An 18405-nucleotide genomic window follows, 5' to 3' on the forward strand; every position below is an offset into this window, starting at 1 on the left:
CGGACGGTACTTTCTGTGCGGGAAAGGTAGGGAGTCGCCCTTGGGAAGCAGGCTGATGGGGGACGGGATGGCGCCTCACGCGACTCTGAGACGCGCGCAATGCCGACCGCGGCGCGGAAAGGAAACCACCCCTTGTGCTGAGCAGGCAGAGTGCAGCCCCGCAGCGGCGTACGCTCTAGATTTCAAACTCGGGCGCCATTATCTCCTCCAGATACTGGGCGAGAAACTGGCGAGTGCGCGGGTGACGGGGACGGCTGAACAGGGTCTCGGCCGGCCCCTGCTCGACGATACGACCGCCGTCCATAAAGATCACCCGCTGCGCCACGTCGCGGGCAAAGCGCATCTCATGGGTGACGATCACCATGGTGCGCTGCTCCTGCGCCAGGCCGCGCAGGGTAGCGAGCACCTCGCCCACCAGCTCCGGATCCAGCGCCGAGGTGGGCTCATCGAACAGCAAAACCTGCGGCTGCATGGCCAGCGCCCGGGCGATAGCCACCCGCTGCTGCTGACCGCCGGAGAGCCGTTTGGGATAGGCATCGGCCTTATCGGTCAGTCCGACCCGCGCCAGCAGCGCCCGCCCCTGACGCTCGGCCTCTGCGGGCGCAACCCCGTTAACCACCCGCGGCCCTTCGGTCACGTTCTCCAGCGCCGTAAGGTGCGGAAATAGGTTGAAATTCTGAAACACAAAGCCGACCTGGCGGCGTAGACGACGGATCTGTGCCTTCTGACGCGCCAGCGAGCGGTTGGCGTCCACGCGGATATCGCCGACCCGCAGGGTCCCCGCGTCCGGTGTCTCCAGCAGGTTAATACAGCGCAGCAGGGTGCTCTTACCCGAGCCGCTCGGCCCAATGATCGCGACCACCTCGCCCGGCTGAACGCACAGATCGACGCCGTGCAGGACCTGCTGATGGTGAAAGGATTTCACCAGCTGTGTCAGTTCGATGGCGCTCACGCTCTTCTCCCCCTACGCGCCGCACGCCGACGCTCCATGCCGTCACTGTAGCAAGGCGTGACGGCATGGAAAGGAATAAAAAGTAATATGCTAATAATTGTGGGAAATAACCGCCAACGGGCGTCAGGCCGCCTGCGCGAACTGAAGATACTGCTGATACTTGCGCAGCGCGATACGATAGTTGTTCTGGCTGCACTGAGGCAGCGCCGCCAGCCAGCGATCGGACAGATCGCCATACGCCGCCGACGGCGGCGTATGGCGCGCCAGCAGCTCGTCCAAACGCCGCAAACGCACCACATATTCACGGATGCTGCTGTGGCGCATGTCGGTCTGTTCGCACAGGTACTGTTTAAACCCCATGATGTCAAAACGGCTGCTCTGCGCATGGCAATAGACATCGCTACAGAAACGGCACAGCGCCAGCAGCCCCTGCTGCAGAGCCGCCCAGCCGGCGGCGTCGATCAGCCGCTCCATCTGCGCCTGGCGCGCACGGTTCAGCAGCGTGCCGTCCAGCACTAGCGAAATGCGATCCAGCGGGCGGCCGCAGTGTGAGCAGCAGCACTGCGCATGTTTAAAGTCTTTTAGATAGCGGCTCAGCGGCCTACGCCCGGCGGGGGATGAGGGGAAAGGGGTCAATGGCATCTCTGCACTCCATAGCTATGGCAGAAAGGCGACTTACCGCTGGCTGAGCAGACGAGTACGCAGGCGTTTTATCGCCTGGCTATGCAGCTGACTGACGCGTGATTCGCCGACCTCAAGCACCGCGCCGATCTCCTTGAGGTTGAGCTCCTCCTGGTAGTACAGCGTCAGCACCAGCTTTTCACGCTCTGGCAATGCCTCGATGGCGGCGATCACCCGGCCGCGCAGATCGCTTTCCAACAGCTGACGCAGCGGGTTGGCCTCTTCGCTCTGCTCCAGGAGCGGCTCAGCGCTATCGCCGTGCTCCTCACGCCACTCGTCGTAGGAAAACAGCTGGCTGGTGTTGGTGTCCAGCAGGATTTGCTGGTACTCCTCCAGCGGAATCCCCATCTCCTGGGCTATCTCGCTGTCGCCCGGCGTTCGGCCCAGACGCTGCTCGGCGCGCTGCATGGCGGCAGATACCCCGCGAGCATTCCGCCGTACGCTGCGCGGCACCCAGTCTCGGCTGCGCAGTTCGTCCAGCATCGCGCCGCGGATACGCTGAATGGCATAGGTGGTAAACGCGGTCCCCTGCATGGCGTCATAGCGCTCGACCGCATGCAGTAGCCCGATACCGCCCGCCTGCAGCAAATCATCCAGCTCTACGCTGGCCGGAAGGCGAACCTGCAGGCGCAGCGCCTCATGACGAACCAGTGGCGCATAGCGCTGCCATAACGTATTTTTGTCAATCACGCCTTCGGCGGTATACAAATCAGTCACGTCGACAGAACTCGGGTTGATGAATGCCCGCTTATTATCCCGTGTCTATGCCAATCCAATGCCGCGATAAGTCGGTAAAAAAGTGGCCTTTTAGCCGCTTTGTTCTGCGTAACGCGCTGACATAGCGCGCAGTAAAGGTAAAAAAAACCCCGCCGCAGCGGGGTTTGGCCTGGCTCTGGATGCGATTAACGCAGCAGGGACAGGACGTTCTGGGTAGACTGGTTAGCCTGAGCCAGTACGGAGGTACCGGCCTGCTGCAGGATCTGCGCACGGCTCATGTTGGACACTTCGGTCGCGTAGTCAGCGTCCTGAATACGTGAACGGGAAGCGGACAGGTTGTTCACGGTGCTGTTCAGGTTGTTGATTACGGAATCGAAACGGTTCTGTACCGCACCCAGGCCGCTGCGCAGGTCATCAACCTGAGACAGGGCTTTATCCAGGGTTGCCAGCGGATCGGCAGTCTTGGCAGTGGTAGACAGGGCAGAGCCTTTGGTCACGGTGCCGTCTTCGGCAACGCTAGCCTTAAAGTATTTAGCGTCAGCGCCAGTGCCTTCTTTGATGACATAGGCAGAAGCCCCTTTCTCGGTACCGGTGTAAGCATAGACGTTAGCCGCGTCAGCCCCTTTCGGTGCAACTTTAGACTGAACCTGAGTTACAGCTGCGGAAGTACCTGACGGCGTAGATGATGCTGTATCGAATGCAGTAACCTTACCATCATCGCCAATGGTGGCTTTAGCATACTTAGTTGTACCAGCATCATCATAAGCGCCGTATACGTCGCCCTTATCATCCTTGACATAACCAGTAATTGCCTTACCACCGGCATCTTTACCGTTCGTGTCAATATTCACCATCGGGCCATTGACTTTAGTCGCAGCGGCAGCGGCAACCTTAGTCGTGTCAATGCTGTCAGCCACATTAAACTTATCCAGGCCCAGGCTCTGTGCGTTGATGTTTTTCAGATCGATATCGATGGTTTCGCCGTCGTTGGCACCGACCTGAATGGTCAGCTTCTGATCCTTGCTCAGTACCTTCACGCCGTTGAAGTCGGTCTGCTGAGAGATACGGTCGATCTCAGACAGACGCTGGGTGATTTCGTCCTGAATGGACTGCAGGTCGCTGGAGGAGTTAGAGCCGTTCTGTGCCTGTACGGTCAGACGACGGATGTTCTGCAGGTTGTCGTTGACTTCGTTCAGCGCGCCTTCGGTGGTCTGCGCCAGGGAGATACCGTCGTTGGCGTTGCGGGATGCCTGGGTCAGGCCGTTGATGTTGGCGGTGAAGCGGTTGGAGATCGCCTGGCCGGCGGCGTCATCCTTGGCGCTGTTGATGCGCAGACCGGAAGACAGACGCTCGATGGCGGTGCCCAGGGCTGACTGGGATTTGTTCAGGTTGTTCTGAGCCATCAGCGACAGGCTGTTGGTGTTGATTACTTGTGCCATGATAAATTTCCTTACTACATGATTGGTTATACAAATCTATTTATCGACCCCCTGCGGCAAAGCTTTAGCGGAGTTTTTGTTTTTTTGTATAATTTATCGGCAGTTAATTCCGATAGGCGACGATATGACCACCGCGCTAAATCGCGTCCCTGCCCGCCCCCCCACCTGGCGAGTGATGCGCCAGTCCGCGAGAAAAGAGACAAAAAAACCCGCCGATGGGCGGGTTTTGGAGTGCGCGGCAACGTGGGCCACGCACGCTGCAATGCGCGATTAACGCAGCAGGGACAGAACGTTCTGGGTAGACTGGTTAGCCTGAGCCAGTACGGAGGTACCGGCCTGCTGCAGGATCTGCGCACGGCTCATGTTGGACACTTCGGTCGCGTAGTCAGCGTCCTGAATACGTGAACGGGAAGCGGACAGGTTGTTCACGGTGCTGTTCAGGTTGTTGATTACGGAATCGAAACGGTTCTGTACCGCACCCAGGCCGCTGCGCAGGTCATCAACCTGAGACAGGGCTTTATCCAGGGTTGCCAGCGGATCGGCAGTCTTGGCAGTGGTAGACAGGGCAGAGCCTTTGGTCACGGTGCCGTCTTCGGCAACGCTAGCCTTAAAGTATTTAGCGTCAGCGCCAGTGCCTTCCTGAATAACATAGGCGGAAGCGCCCTTTTCGGTACCGGTGTATGCACGAACATTAGCGGCTTCCGGACCGGTCGGGGCAACTTCTTTCTTGATAGAGGTTACGGCTGTAGTACCACCAGCGGTGTACTCTGTAGCATCAATGGCCGTCGCTTTACCGGTAGTGGTATCGATAGTAGTTACTTTAAACAGCTTGCCATCGGCATTTTTCGCATACAGATCATCACCCTTCTGCTCATAGCTGGCAATATCTTTACCGCCAGCTTTCAATGCCGGATCGTTGGTGATAGCAACATCAACATTGGTCTTCACTTTCGCCGGAGCGGCAGCGGCAACCTTAGTCGTGTCAACGCTGTCAGCCACGTTAAACTTATCCAGGCCCAGGCTCTGTGCGTTGATATTTTTCAGATCGATATCGATGGTTTCACCGTCGTTGGCACCGACCTGAATGGTCAGCTTCTGATCCTTGCTCAGCACCTTCACACCGTTAAAGTCGGTCTGCTGAGAGATACGGTCGATCTCAGACAGACGCTGGGTGATTTCGTCCTGGATGGACTGCAGGTCGCTGGAGGAGTTGGAGCCGTTCTGTGCCTGAACGCTCAGACGACGAATGTTCTGCAGGTTGTCGTTGACTTCGTTCAGCGCGCCTTCGGTGGTCTGCGCCAGGGAGATACCGTCGTTGGCGTTGCGGGATGCCTGGGTCAGGCCGTTGATGTTGGCGGTGAAGCGGTTGGAGATCGCCTGACCGGCGGCGTCATCCTTGGCGCTGTTGATGCGCAGACCGGAAGACAGACGCTCGATGGCGGTGCCCAGCGCTGACTGGGATTTATTCAGGTTGTTCTGTGCCATCAGCGACAGGCTGTTGGTATTAATTACTTGTGCCATAGTGTGCTTTCCTTCGAATGTTGCGCCACTGCGCATCACGGTTAATCGTTCGGGCCTGATTGCCCTACGGCGTCATCAGCCACCGTCCCCTCAGGTATCGGCGCTCCCCTTGGCAACCTTTAGTAAATTTTTTAATTTTTTTACCCTCGTGCCAATCGGTGAAAAAGCCCCCATTTTCCTGCTTCTATTGGCCCATCGTTTTTTATTATTTTTCTGTAAACTTTTGCCCAACAGAGCCGATAACGCGTATAGCGCACTCGTCATTAAGAAAGGAAATATTCATGGCAACCATTTCATCACTGGGGATCGGCTCTGGGCTCGACCTCAACTCCCTGTTGACCAAGCTGACCGGGGTCGAGAAGCAGCGTTTGACCCCCTACACCACTCAACAGAGCAGCTACAAGGCTAAACTGACCGCCTATGGCACCCTGAAAGGGGCGCTGGAAAAGTTTGATGATGTCAGTAAGGATCTGGCTAAAACCGATGCCTTTACCATCACCAAGGCCAGCAGTCACGATCAGTTCAACATCACCACCAGCGCCAGCGCGGTACCGGGTAACTATGCCATCAATGTGACCCAGTTGGCTCAGGCACAGAGCCTGACGGCCAAAACCCACGCCACCAGCCAGACCGATCAGCAGGGCAGCGCGGGCGCCAGCGGACGTGAGCTGACCATTACCGTCGGTGAGCCGCCCAAAGAGACCAAGATTTCCCTCAGCGACGAGCAGACCTCCCTGACCGGGCTGCGCGACGCCATCAACAAATCCAACGCCGGCGTCAAGGCCAGCGTGATCCAGATCTCCGACAAGGAGTACACCCTGTCGGTGACCGCCGCCGATACCGGCGCGAAGAGCAATATAAAGATGAACGTCAGCGGCGACAGCAAGCTGGCGGGGATGCTGAACTACGATGGTCATAAAGACAGCGCCGCCAACGGCATGGCGCAGACCGTAGAAGGGAGAGATGCCAAAATGACACTCAACGGCATCGATATCACCCGCAGCAGCAATAAGATCACCGATGCGCCGCAGGGCGTGACCCTGGAGCTGAAAGCGGTCACCAAAGATACCCAAAACTTGGTGATCAGCAGCGATAGCGAAGGCGTCAGCAAAAAGATCCACGACTGGGTCGACAGCTACAACTCGCTGATCGATACCTTTGCCTCCCTGACCAAATTTACCCCGGTCAAGAAGGGAGAAGCCGAAAACTTCACCAATGGCCCGCTGCTCGGCGACAATACCCTGCGCGCCATTCAGTCCGGCGTCAAAGGGGTCATGAGCTCGGCGCAGGACAACCCCAACCTCAAAGGATTGGGCAACCTGGGCATCAGCACCGACCCGCAGACCGGCAAGCTGAACATCGACGACAGCAAGCTGAAGAAAGCCATTGATGAGTACCCGGGGCAGGTGCAGAACTTCTTTGTCGGCAACGGCAAGGACACCGGCATGGCCAACATGGTGCACAGCGAAATCCAGAGCTATATCAAAAACGACGGCGTCATCGACTCCACCACCAAGAGCATCAATAACAGCCTGCAGCACCTGAGCGACCGCATCGATAGCGTCAACCAGAGCATCGATGAAACCATCAACCGCTACAAGGCGCAGTTTGTCCAGCTCGACAAGATGATGGCCAAGTTAAACGGCACCAGCTCTTACCTGACCCAACAGTTTAACGCCATGAGTAATAGTAAGTAAGGGTAACCGCCACTATGTATAACGCAATGGGCACGCAGGCCTATGCCAAAGTCGGACTGGAGAGCGGCGCGATGAGTGCCAGTCCGCATCAACTGATTGTCATGCTGTTTGACGGGGCGCATAGCGCCCTGGTTCGCGCGGCGCTGCATATCGATGCGGGACAAATCCCGCTGAAGGGGCAGGCTCTCAGCAAGGCCATCAACATTATCGACAACGGCCTCAAGGCCGGACTGGATCTGGACAAAGGCGGCGAGGTAGCGCAAAACCTTAGTGCGCTGTATGACTATATGGTGCAACGCCTGCTGCAGGCTAACCTGCATAACGACGCCGACGCCGTACGTCACGTCACGGAATTACTCGACAATATTGCAGATGCCTGGCGCCAGATAGGTCCACATTCTGCAACCACCCAGCAGGGGTAACAATATGTATGGACTACCGCCGCTACTCCAGGCCTACCACCAGGTTCTGGCCATAAGCGAGCGCATGCGCGATTTGGCACAGCGCGACGAGTGGGAGGCGCTGGTTGCGCTGGAAATGGAGTACCTGACGGCGGTGTCAAGCACAGCCAAACTGATGTCCCAGGCCAATCCTACGCCAACGCAGCAGGATGATCTGCGCCAGACGCTTAAACAGATTCTGCTCAACGAAACCCACGTCAAACAGCGGCTCCAAGCACGAATGGATGAGCTACGCCAGCTGATCGGCAACGGCAGCCGTCAGCAGGCGTTAAGCCATGCCTATGGGCAGTTCACCGGCGAGATCCTGCTGCCCGGCGAGCACCTATAATCATACGCTGAACATCACTGCCTCTGGCTGACCTTCCTTATATTTGCCCGCTGGCGTCCCACATTGTCATGGTATTCGACCACGACAATAGGTGGTGCGCCGGGCGTCACTCCCCTTCCCGCCTCTTTTCCTCCGGCCATAAAAAAACCCGCGCCAAAAGCGCGGGGAGTGAAAGCAAAAATAAAGCAGACTGTTAAAAACAATGTGAGCGAGTAGCCGTGAGCAATCGGTATCAGCCATCGCTATATATATAACTATACAACGTTTAACTCCCGATCGCCAGCGTTGACGCATACAGAACGTCTGATTACTTTTGCGTCGTTTCCGGCGCTCGCACCGGCTGATAAACACACAGGAAGGCCGCCCGCGTCAGCCCCGTCGCGCTCGGCTTCAGCGTGCCGACCTCATGGGCACGATCGAAACCGTAGCGGCGACAGTAGGCCAATGCATCGGCCTGCATCGCGGCCCGATCGACCACCTCGGGATCGAAGCGGTATACCAGCGAATGCGATACCGGATCCTCTTCACTGCGGACAAAATGCCCCGGCGTGCTGCTGCAGGCACTCACGGCGAGCAGCGGCACGAATAGGCCGAGCCAACGCATAATACTCTCCTTACGGGATATATCGGATCGCGCGGCGGCATAGCTCCCCACCGCGCTCGTAGGACTGGAGGGTGCGGCAACGGCGCCGCGCTCGATAGCCACTCGACGCACATGGCGACACACTGCGCCGTCTTGCCGACATCAGTGTAACGCAGGAATTATTGGAAAGTGAACCACCGGCGTTACGCCAACAAGCCGCCCCTAAGGGTTATATCCCCAAAGGCGGTCATCTCCCATGGCATGACCGCCACACATTGATAGGCCGTTAGCCATTAACCCGAAATGCTTTGTACAAGGTGAACAGCAACAACCGGCGGCGGGATACTTACCCCAAATCAGATTTATTCAACAACACCGCCCCGCTCATAAGCGTCCTGCCATATAACGGCCTAAGGTTAATAACGTTAACGTCGGAGGCATCCCCCAAGGCTCTGGAATGACGGAGGCATCGCAGACATACAGCCCTGATATGCGGGTCTGTAAATCTGTATCTAAATGGGTCCCCAAGGCGACCGTTCCACCGGGATGTGCGGCAAACGGCCGGGTACGGAACAACGTCTTCACTCCGGCCGCTCTGAGGATAGACTCGGCTTGCTGGCATCCACTATTTAACCTGACGACATCATCATCGGTCATAATTTTCTCCGGGAGTCCTTTCGCATTGATGCATCCCGACATATTGTCTCTTGATTTCACCATGATAGATAATGTTTTCGCTGGATTCGCCATCTTGCCGACCAGCGAGGAGAAAAGGTGCTGCAGCGCTGACGGCAATGCCAAGTCAGACAGGGTATAGCCAGCTTCGTGATTATAATAGCCATAAACCATGGCGATTTCTTTTTTACTGACCACCGCCGTATTCGCTACCCCCATCACCGCAATCACCGGATCGATAAACAATCTATCACCGACCTCGTTTAATCCCGAGTTACGTAAAATAACAGGCGTACCGATACCGCCTGCCGCGACGATTATTTTGGGAGCATAAGCGAATGACTCAACGCCAGAGCGCCTAAAGGCTACGCCATATGCCTGATTGTTTTTATGAAGAATATGAGACACACACGCATTGGCTGTTAATCGCGCCCCCCGCTCACATGCCTGATCCACCCACAGTCCAGGATGCCATTTAGCGTGATACGGGCATCCATATGTACAGAGATCACATCCACGCCGGCATGATGACTGAAAGATCATCTTATCTAATGGCTCAAAGGGTATCCCCAGCGCGGAGGCCGCATCATAAATTAAACGAGCCCTCGCTCCGACTAAGTCAGAGGAGAGTTTAGCGATAGGCAACTCACGCTGAATGGAAGATAGGGCTGAGCTGAGATCAATGCGATGACGCTGAAAAAGATCTAATGGCGGCGCCTTTGCCGTAGCATAATTGATAAAACCGCTGCCGCCCAAAGTCAGAGCTCGCAGGATAACCAACCAATCATGGGTCAAAAACACATGTTTGTTCGGAATCGCGGCCTTAGCAATGAAGCTGAGTAACGAACCGCTGGATTTATTGACCCCGCCGCGTTCTAACACCAGTACCTTCATTCCTCTCCGGCTAAGCTCAAGAGAAGCCGATGCCCCCCCCGGTCCTGAACCAATAACAATGGCATCAAAATATTCTTTTTCCATGTAACTGAACCATGCGTAATTAACTCACTTGGACGATAAAATAACCTAACTAACGTTATCAGCGCCAGGGATATTAATCCTTGGATGTCGGTATATAGAGAGATTAATGGTATATAATCCCTTATCCTTTATAATTTAGGACATTTCCCTCTACCTGCGAGCTGAATGGCGCCTTGTCGCGATGTCAGGACGCGGTTAATGCTGGGGCAGCGCCCCTAACGGAAATGGCGGCACTCGCTGAATGGGAAAATACCGAGCTGTGCGGATACGCGCTGCTACAATAGCCCCGCCCGGCCTACACCGCCGCAGGAACAGGCCATTCAATAGGGGGGAGGTAGACATATCTACCGCTTTCACGGCCTTGATATACTCTATTCCGGCGCTAAGCTTCGCCTTATCAACATCACTGATGGCGCCCAACGCAGGCTCACTCCGCCAGCCGGCGGTTACAGCATTAGATTCATCTAACAACGATTGCCTGTCTGCGTTGGCCTGTATAACGGGATCGTCGTGCGTTAGCGGTGAATTCCCCATTGCCATTGCCTCACGCTACATGATTGGCGTCAGTCCCTCGCTTATATACTGATCCCGGCGGCCATCGAATACATCGGCATATACTGCATCATGCACATCTTTAAAATACTTTATCATCACCGCTCGCCGGCCAATTCATTGAACCGGTGACCCCGTCTGTCTTGGTTACTGAATAAATTGCTCTGGGTGCGCCGATGAATAGATAAGGGTGAGCCAGAATGGAACGACGGGTTAACGCTAACAGCCTTGCGACAATAGCGCCATTTATCCTTGCCTCTGCTGATCCCCGGCGGCGCGGTGAATGGAATGGTCGCCCCCTTCCCGTGTGCCAGCGCGAGATGACAAATCGCCACTAATTGAATGGAGCGGCCACTATATTAAGTATAATGGCCTGGCGGGACAGAATGATACTGTAACGTCAACTCACCCACGTAGGGAAACCGCGGGGTGAGAGCCGCGGCCGCACTGGCGCCCCATACCTGCGCACGGCTCGTTACACGCCGGAGTCCCCCCTACGTTTATCGCCAACAGACTCGGTCATGCCGATACGCAGAGGGGGTATCAGGTTGATGTGCCAGATAAAACCTGCGAGCAGCTGGCCACCCTTAATAAGAGCCTGATTACGGATGCCCCACTGATATCCCACGCATCGTGAACAAGAGAACAATTTAATTATTTATCAAATAATTAAATTTTCTACACCTGCATGTTCATAATGTCTTGATAGGCGGCGACCAGGCGGTTGCGCACCTGAATCCCCATCTGCAGCGACACGCTGGATTTCTGCATATCCAGCATCACGTCGTTCAGCGCCACGCCGGGAACCCCCATCTCAAACTGCTGGGCCTGCAAGCGAGCATGGTTCTGATTGTCGCTGATACGGTCGATCGCCGACTTCAGCTCGGAAGAAAACGTCCCCTGCGCCACCCCATCCTGCGGGGTGCGGTTGGCGGCGGAAAGCGCGGTGGCCTGAAGCTGCTGTAAAACGTTCTCGATGCCGGTGACTGCCACGAAAGGCTCCTTAATGATTGAACACTACCAATTGCATGACAACCTACCATAAGGCGTGAAACCCAAAGCGGGTAAATAACGCTAAAAATGTCCCTTTCTCCCGCCATCGATTTTGCCGCGTGCGCCAATAATAAAGTGCCTGCTTTTGCAGGTTTTCCGCGATTCGCATTGCCGCGTCAGGGAGTCTGATTTGTTACACATCCATTCATACCGGCCTCAAGTCCGGACGCAACTGAACAATAAGGTAAGCCCATGAACGCTTCAGCCACCGGTACCGCTGGCACCGCAGCAAAAAGCGCTGAGAATAGTATTAAAGCCATACTGGAGCGCGTGCGGGCCAATCCCAAAATTCCCTTACTGTTGGCCAGCGCCGTCGCCATCGCCATCGTGGTTGTTTTGGCGCTTTGGGCGCGCGCGCCCGATTATCGGGTACTGTACAGCAACATTAGCGATCGCGACGGCGGCGCCATTGTCACACAGCTGACCCAGATGAATATCCCCTATCGCTTTGCCAATAACGGCACCACGCTGATGGTGCCCGCGGACAAGGTGTATGACACGCGTCTAAAGCTGGCCCAGCAGGGTCTCCCCAAGGGAGGCGCCGTCGGCTTTGAGCTGCTCGATCAGGAGAAGTTCGGCATCAGCCAGTTCAGCGAGCAGATCAACTACCAGCGTGCGCTGGAGGGTGAGTTGGCGCGCACCATCGAGACCCTGGGGCCGGTGGTCAGCGCCCGCGTGCATCTGGCGATGCCTAAGCCGTCGCTGTTCGTCCGTGAGCAGAAACAGCCCTCCGCCTCCGTCACGCTGACGCTGGAACCGGGACGTGCGCTGGACGATGGCCAGATCAACGCCATCGTCTATATGGTCTCCAGCAGCGTCGCCGGCCTACCGCCGGGCAACGTCACCGTCGTCGATCAGTTCGGCCACCTGCTGACTCAGCCGGACGGTACCGGACGGGATCTGAACGCCGCCCAGCTGAAGTTTACCTCTGAGGTAGAGGGTCGCCTGCAGCGCCGGATCGAAACCATCCTGCAGCCGATGCTCGGCAGCGGTAACGTGCACGCCCAGGTCACGGCCCAGCTGGACTTTGCCAGCCGGGAGCAGACCGACGAGGAGTACAAGCCCAACCAGCTGCCCAACCAGGCCGCGATCCGCAGCCAGCAGATAAGCCAGAGCGATCAGTCCGGCGGACAGCTGAACGGCGGCGTTCCCGGCGCCCTGTCCAATGAGCCTGCGCCGCCGGCCACCGGCAATATCGACAAGCCGCGCAGCGCGCAGGGCACCGCGGGCCGCAATGCGCCGACCCCGAGCCGCAGCAGCGCCATCAGCAACAACGGCCGTCTGACCAGCCGCAATGAAAATATCCGGCGCGACGAGACCACCAACTACGAGGTGGACAGGACGATTCGCCATACCCAGGAGCGCGCCGGCAATATCGAGCGTCTGTCGGTCGCCGTGGTGGTTAACTACGCCACCGACACCAAGGGTAAAGAGATCGCCCTCAGCCAAGAGAAGATGGATCAGATCAACAATCTGGTGCGGGAAGCCATGGGCTTCTCCCAGAGCCGCGGCGATACCCTGAGCGTCGTCAACACGCCGTTTAACAGCGTGGAAGACAACGGCGGTGAACTACCCTTCTGGCAGAAGCAGTCCTTTATCGATCTGCTGACCACGCTGGGACGCTATCTGCTGGTCGCCCTGGTCGCCTGGCTGCTGTGGCGCAAGCTGGTTAAACCGATGCTGACCAAACAGCAGCTGGCCGCCGCCGCCGCGCAGCAGCGCGTCGACGCCCCGCCGCTCTCGGTGCAGCCGGCCAAACAGCCGAGCAATGAGGAGCTGCAGCAGCGTCGTAAGCTGCAGCAGCGCAGCACCGCCGAAGCGCAGACCGAGCGCGTACGCGAAATGGCCGAACAGGATCCGCGCGTCGTGGCGCTGGTGATCCGCCAATGGATGAGCACAGAACAACAATGAGCCTGACTGCAACCGAAAAAAGCGCGGTACTTTTGATGACCATCGGCGAAGACCGCGCCGCCGAAGTGTTTAAACACCTCTCTACCCGGGAGGTACAACAGCTCAGTACCACCATGGCCGGCATGCGTCAGGTCTCCCATCAGCAGCTGACCGAGGTATTGGGCGAGTTTCAGGATGAGGCGGAGCAGTTCGCCGCCCTGAGCGTCAACGCCAGCGACTACCTGCGTACGGTGCTGGTCAAAGCCCTGGGCGAGGAGCGCGCCGCCAGCCTGCTGGAAGATATTCTGGAGTCGCGCGATACCGCCAACGGTATCGAAACCCTCAACTTTATGGAACCGCAGGCGGCCGCGGATATCATCCGCGAAGAGCATCCGCAGATCATCGCCACGATCCTGGTGCACCTGAAGCGTGCCCAGGCGGCCGATATTCTGGCGCAGTTCGATGAACGCCAGCGCAACGACGTCATGCTGCGTATCGCCACCTTCGGCGGCGTGCAGCCGACCGCCCTGCAGGAGCTAACCGAAGTGCTCAACAACCTGCTCGACGGTCAGAATCTCAAGCGCAGCAAGCTGGGCGGAATCCGCACCGCGGCCGAGATTATCAACCTGATGAAGAGCCAGCAGGAAGAGTCGGTCATCGATGCCATGCGCACCCACGACGGCGAGCTGGCGCAGAAGATCATCGACGAGATGTTCCTGTTCGAAAACCTGGTGGACGTCGACGATCGCAGTATCCAGCGGATTCTGCAGGAGGTCGAAAACGAGTCGCTGCTGATCGCCCTGAAGGGCGCGGACGAAGCGCTGCGCGAGAAGTTCATGCGCAATATGTCCCAGCGTGCGGCCGATATCCTGCGCGACGACCTGGCGACCCGCGGCCCGATACGCCTGTCGCTGGTCGAGGCGGAGCAGAAGTCGATTCTGCTTATCGTCCGCCGTCTGGCGGAGACCGGCGAGATCGTGATTGGCGGCGGCGAGGATACCTATGTCTAACTCTCCGTTCCGTAAACAGGTGCTGCCCAAGGGCAGCCCCGAAGCCAGCGATCCGCGCTGGAAGCCCTGGGAGATGCATGACTTCGCCGCGCCGCGCCGACCGCTGCGTCCACGCATTGAGGCGGACGAGCAGAGCGACGGCGCCGCCAGCAGCGCCGCGGCCCAGGCGGCCGCACAGGCCGAAGCGGAGCGTCTGCGTCACGACGCTCAACAGCAGGGGCTGCAGATCGGCCTGCAGCAGGGGGAAAAACAGGGTTATGACGCCGGTTTTCAACAGGGACTGGCGGAGGGGCGCACCCAGGGCATGCAGCAGGCGATGGCCGAGCAGCAGCCGATGCTGGACAGCTGGCGTACCCTGTCAGCCGAGTTTCAGCGCTCCCTCAACTCCCTCGACAGCGTCATTGCCGCGCGCCTGATGCAGCTTGCGCTGACCGCCGCGAAACAGATCATCGGCCAGACCCCGCTGTGCGATGCCAGCGGGGTACTGCAGCAAATCCAGCAGCTGATCCACCAGGAGCCGCTGTTCAGCGGCAATCTGCAGCTGCGCGTCAACCCGCAGGATCTGCCGCTGGTACAGCAGCATCTGGGGGTTCAGCTGGAGCAGCAGGGTTGGAAGCTGCTGGCAGATACCCAGCTGCACCGCGGCGGCTGTAAGATCAGCGCCGAGGGCGGTGAGCTGGATGCCAGCATCGCGACCCGCTGGCAGGAGCTGTGCAAGCTGGCTGCGCCGGAGCTGCCGCTATGAGCAGTCGGCTTGACACCTGGCTTGGCGCGCTGGCCAGCCTTGAGCGCCGTATCCCTGCCCTGCCGGAGGCGCGCCGCTACGGTAAGCTGACCCGCGCGACCGGCCTGGTGCTGGAGGCGACCGGCCTGCAGCTACCGATCGGCGCCACCTGTCGCGTCGAGCGCCACGATGGCCACCAGGTGCTGGACGTCGAGGCCGAAGTGGTCGGCTTTAACGGCCGGCAGTTATTCCTGATGCCGTTGGAAGAGGTCGAGGGCATTGTGCCCGGCGCCCGCGTCTGGGCGCCGGCCGCCGCCTTAAACAGCGGCAAGCAGCTTCCCCTGGGCCCCGCCCTGCTGGGCCGCGTACTCGACGGCAGCGCCCGCCCCCTCGACGGCCTGCCGCCGCCGGATGAGAGCGACCACGGCGGACTGAGCAGCCAACCGTTCAACCCGCTGCAGCGAACGCCGATCACCCAGGTGCTGGACGTCGGCGTACGCGCCATTAACGCCCTACTGACGGTGGGGCGCGGCCAGCGCATGGGGCTGTTTGCCGGCTCCGGGGTCGGTAAGAGCGTGCTGCTCGGGATGATGGCGCGCTACACTCAGGCCGATGTGATCGTCGTCGGGCTGATCGGCGAGCGCGGCCGCGAGGTCAAAGACTTCATCGAGAATATCCTCGGCGAGGAGGGACGTCAGCGCTCGGTGGTGATCGCCGCCCCCGCGGATGTCTCGCCGCTGCTGCGCATGCAGGGCGCCGCCTATGCCACCCGTATCGCCGAAGACTTCCGCGATCGGGGCCAGCACGTGCTGCTGATCATGGACTCCCTGACCCGCTACGCCATGGCCCAGCGTGAGATCGCGCTAGCCATCGGCGAGCCGCCGGCCACCAAAGGCTACCCACCGTCGGTCTTCGCCAAGCTGCCCGCCCTGGTGGAGCGCGCCGGCAACGGGATCAGCGGCGGCGGCTCCATCACCGCATTTTATACCGTCCTCACCGAGGGTGACGATCAGCAGGATCCCATCGCCGACTCGGCGCGCGCCATCCTGGATGGCCACGTGGTGCTGTCGCGCCGTCTGGCGGAGGCCGGCCACTACCCGGCCATCGACATCGAGGCCTCCATCAGCCGCGCCATGACCTCGCTGATCGATGAGGCGCACTATGCGCGAGTGCGCAGCTTCAAACAGCTGCTCTCCAGCTATCAGCGCAACCGGGATCTGATCAGCGTCGGTGCCTATGCGCGCGGCAGCGATCCGCTGCTGGATCAGGCCATCGCGCTCTATCCGCAGCTTGAGGCGTTTCTGCAGCAGGGCATTTTTGAGCGCAGCGACTATCAACAGGCCTGTACGGCGCTGCAAGCGCTGTTCAGCGCATAGCCATCGCCGATGGCCTAAGGGGAGGTTGGCATGTCATCAGCATTAAACACCCTACGCGAACTGGCGCAGCAGGATGTCGATCAGGCGACCCGAGCGCTGGGTCATGCCCGCCAGGCCTGTCAACAGGCCCAGCAGCAACTGGAGATGCTGCTGAACTACCAGGATGAGTATCGCCGACGCCTGAATCAGGGGATGAGCGGCGGGATCGCCGCGGCCAGCTGGTATAACTATCAGCAGTTTATCCTGACGCTGGAGCAGGCCATCGAGCAGCACCGGACGCAGCTGAATCAGTGCCACTCCCGTCTGGAGCACGCGACCCACAGCTGGCAGCTGAAGCAGCAGCGCCTGAGCGCCTTCAGCGCCCTGCACGAGCGCGCCGAGGTGCAGCGCCAGATAATACTGAATAAACAGGATCAAAAACGGATGGATGAGTACGCCCAGCGTGCCAGCCAAAGGAGAGAAAAATCATGACAACGCCCGTTGCCATCACGCTTAACACCGCCTCCGCGTCGATAGATAGCCCGGCGGCGGACGCCGGCGATGGCTTCCCGTTTGCCGATATACTAGCGCTGATCAGCCAGCCGGGCAGCAAGCAGGCGCTGATCCAGGCGCTGCAGCAGCCGGAAGGCCAGACGCCGACCGGGCCGCACAGCGCCCTGCTCAGCCGCCTGTCCCAGATGAGCGCCACGCAGCGTCAGGCGCTGTTGGCCAGCCTAGAGAATCAGCGCGACCAGCGGCTTGACCCGGCGGAGATCGTCGCGGCGGCGCGCCAGACCCCGGCGCTGACGATACCGGATCACCCGCAGAAAATCGTGCCGGAAACCGCCGACGCGACGACCCAGCAGGCGATCGCCGCCCTGCTGGCGATGCTGCCGCCGCGCGCCGACGCCCCGTCCCAGACCTTTACGCCGGGCAGCGTACGCACCGGCGACGGCGACGACCTGATGCGCCTGCTCTCCCCACGCCGGGGAGCGCCGGAAAGCTCACTGACCTCGCTGTTAGGCAACGCTAACGCGACTAACGCGCGCCCTGACGCCCTAACGCAGCGCGCCGACATCGCTCCGCTGCTCAGCGCCAAGGCATCGCCCACGACGCCGGGGATCAACACGCTGGATACCGCCAGTTCACTGGTCAGCCTGAATACCCCGGAGCGCCGCAGCCTGTCGCATGACCTCCAGCCGGGTCACAGCGCACAGGCCATTACGCCGACCGCCCTGCACGCCGCGCCGACGCCGGCGACGCCCCAGCTCAGCGCTACGCCGCTGGCCTCTGCCGCCACGGCCAGCGCGCCGCTGCTCAACGCGCCCCTCGGCAGCGGTGAGTGGCAGCAGGCGCTGGGACAGCAGGTGCTGATGTTTGCCCGTAACGGCCAGCATCAGGCCGAGCTGCGCCTGCACCCGCAGGATCTCGGCGCCGTCCAGATCACGCTGCGTCTGGACGATAATCAAGCGCAGCTGCATATGGCCGCCGCGCACGGTCAGGTCCGCGCCGCGCTGGAAGCCGCCCTGCCGCATCTGCGCACGGCGCTGGCGGAAAGCGGTATTCAGCTGGGACAGAGCAGCATCGGCAGCGAGGCCCAGTCGCAGTGGGGCAATGGCCAGCAGCAGGGGCAGGCCCCGCAGCCGGATGCCACGCCGTTTATCGTGGCCGACAATGCGGTCCCGACGCCGCTGGACGCCGTTGCGCCGACCACGGTGCGCCGCCCTCTGGGCGCCGTCGATATCAGCGTTTAGCACGCCTGACAGAAACAGAACGGGGCAATCGCCCG

The 18405-nt window shown here is 59.4% G+C and carries 18 protein-coding genes; 9 read left to right on the top strand and 9 right to left on the bottom strand.

Annotated features, from left to right (window positions below; all coding sequences use genetic code 11):
• Nucleotides 1-175 precede the first annotated feature (175 nt).
• The 5 genes from tcyN to ETEE_RS00505 all read right to left on the bottom strand — a co-directional run bounded on the left by tcyN (nt 176) and on the right by ETEE_RS00505 (nt 5310).
• Nucleotides 176-952, bottom strand: coding sequence for an L-cystine ABC transporter ATP-binding protein TcyN (gene tcyN / locus ETEE_RS00485; protein ID WP_034166008.1), 777 nt, complete (start codon nt 950-952; stop codon nt 176-178).
• A 123-nt stretch (nt 953-1075) separates the two neighbouring features.
• Complete coding sequence (fliZ, locus tag ETEE_RS00490; protein ID WP_034166006.1) at nt 1076-1594, bottom strand: flagella biosynthesis regulatory protein FliZ; 519 nt, start codon at nt 1592-1594, stop codon at nt 1076-1078.
• A gap of 33 nt (nt 1595-1627) precedes the next feature.
• Nucleotides 1628-2350 (bottom strand): RNA polymerase sigma factor FliA, encoded by a 723-nt coding sequence (locus ETEE_RS00495; RefSeq protein ID WP_034166005.1) that lies wholly within the window; start codon nt 2348-2350, stop codon nt 1628-1630.
• Nucleotides 2351-2535: 185 nt separating this feature from the next.
• Nucleotides 2536-3789, bottom strand: coding sequence for a flagellin FliC (locus ETEE_RS00500; protein ID WP_034166004.1), 1254 nt, complete (start codon nt 3787-3789; stop codon nt 2536-2538).
• 270 nt (nt 3790-4059) lie between these two features.
• Nucleotides 4060-5310 (bottom strand): flagellin FliC, encoded by a 1251-nt coding sequence (locus ETEE_RS00505; protein ID WP_038631134.1) that lies wholly within the window; start codon nt 5308-5310, stop codon nt 4060-4062.
• Nucleotides 5311-5591: 281 nt separating this feature from the next.
• Between ETEE_RS00505 and fliD the strand changes: the two genes are divergently transcribed.
• The 3 genes from fliD to fliT are packed head-to-tail and all read left to right on the top strand — an operon-like array spanning nt 5592 to nt 7796.
• Nucleotides 5592-7007, top strand: coding sequence for a flagellar filament capping protein FliD (gene fliD / locus ETEE_RS00510; RefSeq protein ID WP_034162431.1), 1416 nt, complete (start codon nt 5592-5594; stop codon nt 7005-7007).
• A gap of 14 nt (nt 7008-7021) precedes the next feature.
• Entirely contained in the window at nt 7022-7429 is a 408-nt protein-coding gene (gene fliS / locus ETEE_RS00515; protein ID WP_012848966.1) for a flagellar export chaperone FliS, read from the top strand.
• 4 nt (nt 7430-7433) lie between these two features.
• Nucleotides 7434-7796: a flagellar protein FliT gene (gene fliT / locus ETEE_RS00520; RefSeq protein WP_034162432.1), complete on the top strand. Its 363-nt coding sequence runs from the start codon at nt 7434-7436 to the stop codon at nt 7794-7796.
• Between the two features lie 307 nt (nt 7797-8103).
• On the opposite strand, the gene ETEE_RS00525 is transcribed toward fliT, so the two are convergent.
• From ETEE_RS00525 to fliE, 4 genes are all read right to left on the bottom strand, one after another.
• The gene (locus tag ETEE_RS00525) at nt 8104-8400 is read right to left on the bottom strand and encodes a hypothetical protein (RefSeq protein WP_034162434.1); all 297 of its coding nucleotides are present in this window, start codon (nt 8398-8400) and stop codon (nt 8104-8106) included.
• Nucleotides 8401-8763: 363 nt separating this feature from the next.
• Nucleotides 8764-10032, bottom strand: a complete 1269-nt coding sequence (locus ETEE_RS00530; RefSeq protein ID WP_034162435.1) for an FAD-dependent oxidoreductase — start codon at nt 10030-10032, stop codon at nt 8764-8766.
• Nucleotides 10033-10227: 195 nt separating this feature from the next.
• Nucleotides 10228-10572: a tail fiber assembly protein gene (locus ETEE_RS22275; RefSeq protein ID WP_081926384.1), complete on the bottom strand. Its 345-nt coding sequence runs from the start codon at nt 10570-10572 to the stop codon at nt 10228-10230.
• Between the two features lie 690 nt (nt 10573-11262).
• A complete protein-coding gene (gene fliE / locus ETEE_RS00540; RefSeq protein ID WP_012848973.1) occupies nt 11263-11577 on the bottom strand; it encodes a flagellar hook-basal body complex protein FliE in 315 nt (104 codons plus the stop codon).
• 252 nt (nt 11578-11829) lie between these two features.
• Between fliE and fliF the strand changes: the two genes are divergently transcribed.
• From fliF to ETEE_RS00570, 6 genes are read left to right on the top strand one after another with little or no spacing between them, the layout of a single operon-like run.
• Complete coding sequence (fliF, locus tag ETEE_RS00545; RefSeq protein ID WP_034162436.1) at nt 11830-13548, top strand: flagellar basal-body MS-ring/collar protein FliF; 1719 nt, start codon at nt 11830-11832, stop codon at nt 13546-13548.
• Nucleotides 13545-14537: a flagellar motor switch protein FliG gene (fliG, locus tag ETEE_RS00550; protein ID WP_012848976.1), complete on the top strand. Its 993-nt coding sequence runs from the start codon at nt 13545-13547 to the stop codon at nt 14535-14537. The genes fliF and fliG overlap by 4 nt, the downstream gene beginning before the upstream one ends.
• The gene (gene fliH, locus ETEE_RS00555; protein ID WP_034162437.1) at nt 14530-15282 is read left to right on the top strand and encodes a flagellar assembly protein FliH; all 753 of its coding nucleotides are present in this window, start codon (nt 14530-14532) and stop codon (nt 15280-15282) included. The genes fliG and fliH overlap by 8 nt, the downstream gene beginning before the upstream one ends.
• Nucleotides 15279-16637 (top strand): flagellar protein export ATPase FliI, encoded by a 1359-nt coding sequence (gene fliI / locus ETEE_RS00560; RefSeq protein WP_034162438.1) that lies wholly within the window; start codon nt 15279-15281, stop codon nt 16635-16637. The genes fliH and fliI overlap by 4 nt, the downstream gene beginning before the upstream one ends.
• Nucleotides 16638-16667: 30 nt before the next feature.
• The gene (gene fliJ / locus ETEE_RS00565; protein ID WP_034162439.1) at nt 16668-17108 is read left to right on the top strand and encodes a flagellar export protein FliJ; all 441 of its coding nucleotides are present in this window, start codon (nt 16668-16670) and stop codon (nt 17106-17108) included.
• A complete protein-coding gene (locus tag ETEE_RS00570) occupies nt 17105-18370 on the top strand; it encodes a flagellar hook-length control protein FliK (RefSeq protein ID WP_034162440.1) in 1266 nt (421 codons plus the stop codon). Before fliJ ends, ETEE_RS00570 begins: the two co-directional genes overlap by 4 nt.
• The last annotated feature ends 35 nt before the right edge of the window (nt 18371-18405 follow it).

Source organism: Edwardsiella anguillarum ET080813, assembly GCF_000264765.2.
Lineage (GTDB): Bacteria > Pseudomonadota > Gammaproteobacteria > Enterobacterales > Enterobacteriaceae > Edwardsiella > Edwardsiella anguillarum.

Bases quoted from the DNA above. Each gene is read 5' to 3' on its own strand.
- fliI (WP_034162438.1), top strand. From the start codon at position 15,279: ATGAGCAGTCGGCTTGACACCTGGCTTGGCGCGCTGGCCAGCCTTGAG.
- fliH (WP_034162437.1), top strand. From the start codon at position 14,530: ATGTCTAACTCTCCGTTCCGTAAACAGGTGCTGCCCAAGGGCAGCCCC.
- fliZ (WP_034166006.1), bottom strand. From the start codon at position 1,594: ATGCCATTGACCCCTTTCCCCTCATCCCCCGCCGGGCGTAGGCCGCTG.
- ETEE_RS00505 (WP_038631134.1), bottom strand. From the start codon at position 5,310: ATGGCACAAGTAATTAATACCAACAGCCTGTCGCTGATGGCACAGAAC.
- fliF (WP_034162436.1), top strand. From the start codon at position 11,830: ATGAACGCTTCAGCCACCGGTACCGCTGGCACCGCAGCAAAAAGCGCT.
- ETEE_RS00525 (WP_034162434.1), bottom strand. From the start codon at position 8,400: ATGCGTTGGCTCGGCCTATTCGTGCCGCTGCTCGCCGTGAGTGCCTGC.
- fliD (WP_034162431.1), top strand. From the start codon at position 5,592: ATGGCAACCATTTCATCACTGGGGATCGGCTCTGGGCTCGACCTCAAC.
- ETEE_RS00530 (WP_034162435.1), bottom strand. From the start codon at position 10,032: ATGGAAAAAGAATATTTTGATGCCATTGTTATTGGTTCAGGACCGGGG.
- fliS (WP_012848966.1), top strand. From the start codon at position 7,022: ATGTATAACGCAATGGGCACGCAGGCCTATGCCAAAGTCGGACTGGAG.
- ETEE_RS22275 (WP_081926384.1), bottom strand. From the start codon at position 10,572: ATGGCAATGGGGAATTCACCGCTAACGCACGACGATCCCGTTATACAG.
- ETEE_RS00570 (WP_034162440.1), top strand. From the start codon at position 17,105: ATGACAACGCCCGTTGCCATCACGCTTAACACCGCCTCCGCGTCGATA.
- fliG (WP_012848976.1), top strand. From the start codon at position 13,545: ATGAGCCTGACTGCAACCGAAAAAAGCGCGGTACTTTTGATGACCATC.
- fliT (WP_034162432.1), top strand. From the start codon at position 7,434: ATGTATGGACTACCGCCGCTACTCCAGGCCTACCACCAGGTTCTGGCC.
- ETEE_RS00500 (WP_034166004.1), bottom strand. From the start codon at position 3,789: ATGGCACAAGTAATCAACACCAACAGCCTGTCGCTGATGGCTCAGAAC.
- fliJ (WP_034162439.1), top strand. From the start codon at position 16,668: ATGTCATCAGCATTAAACACCCTACGCGAACTGGCGCAGCAGGATGTC.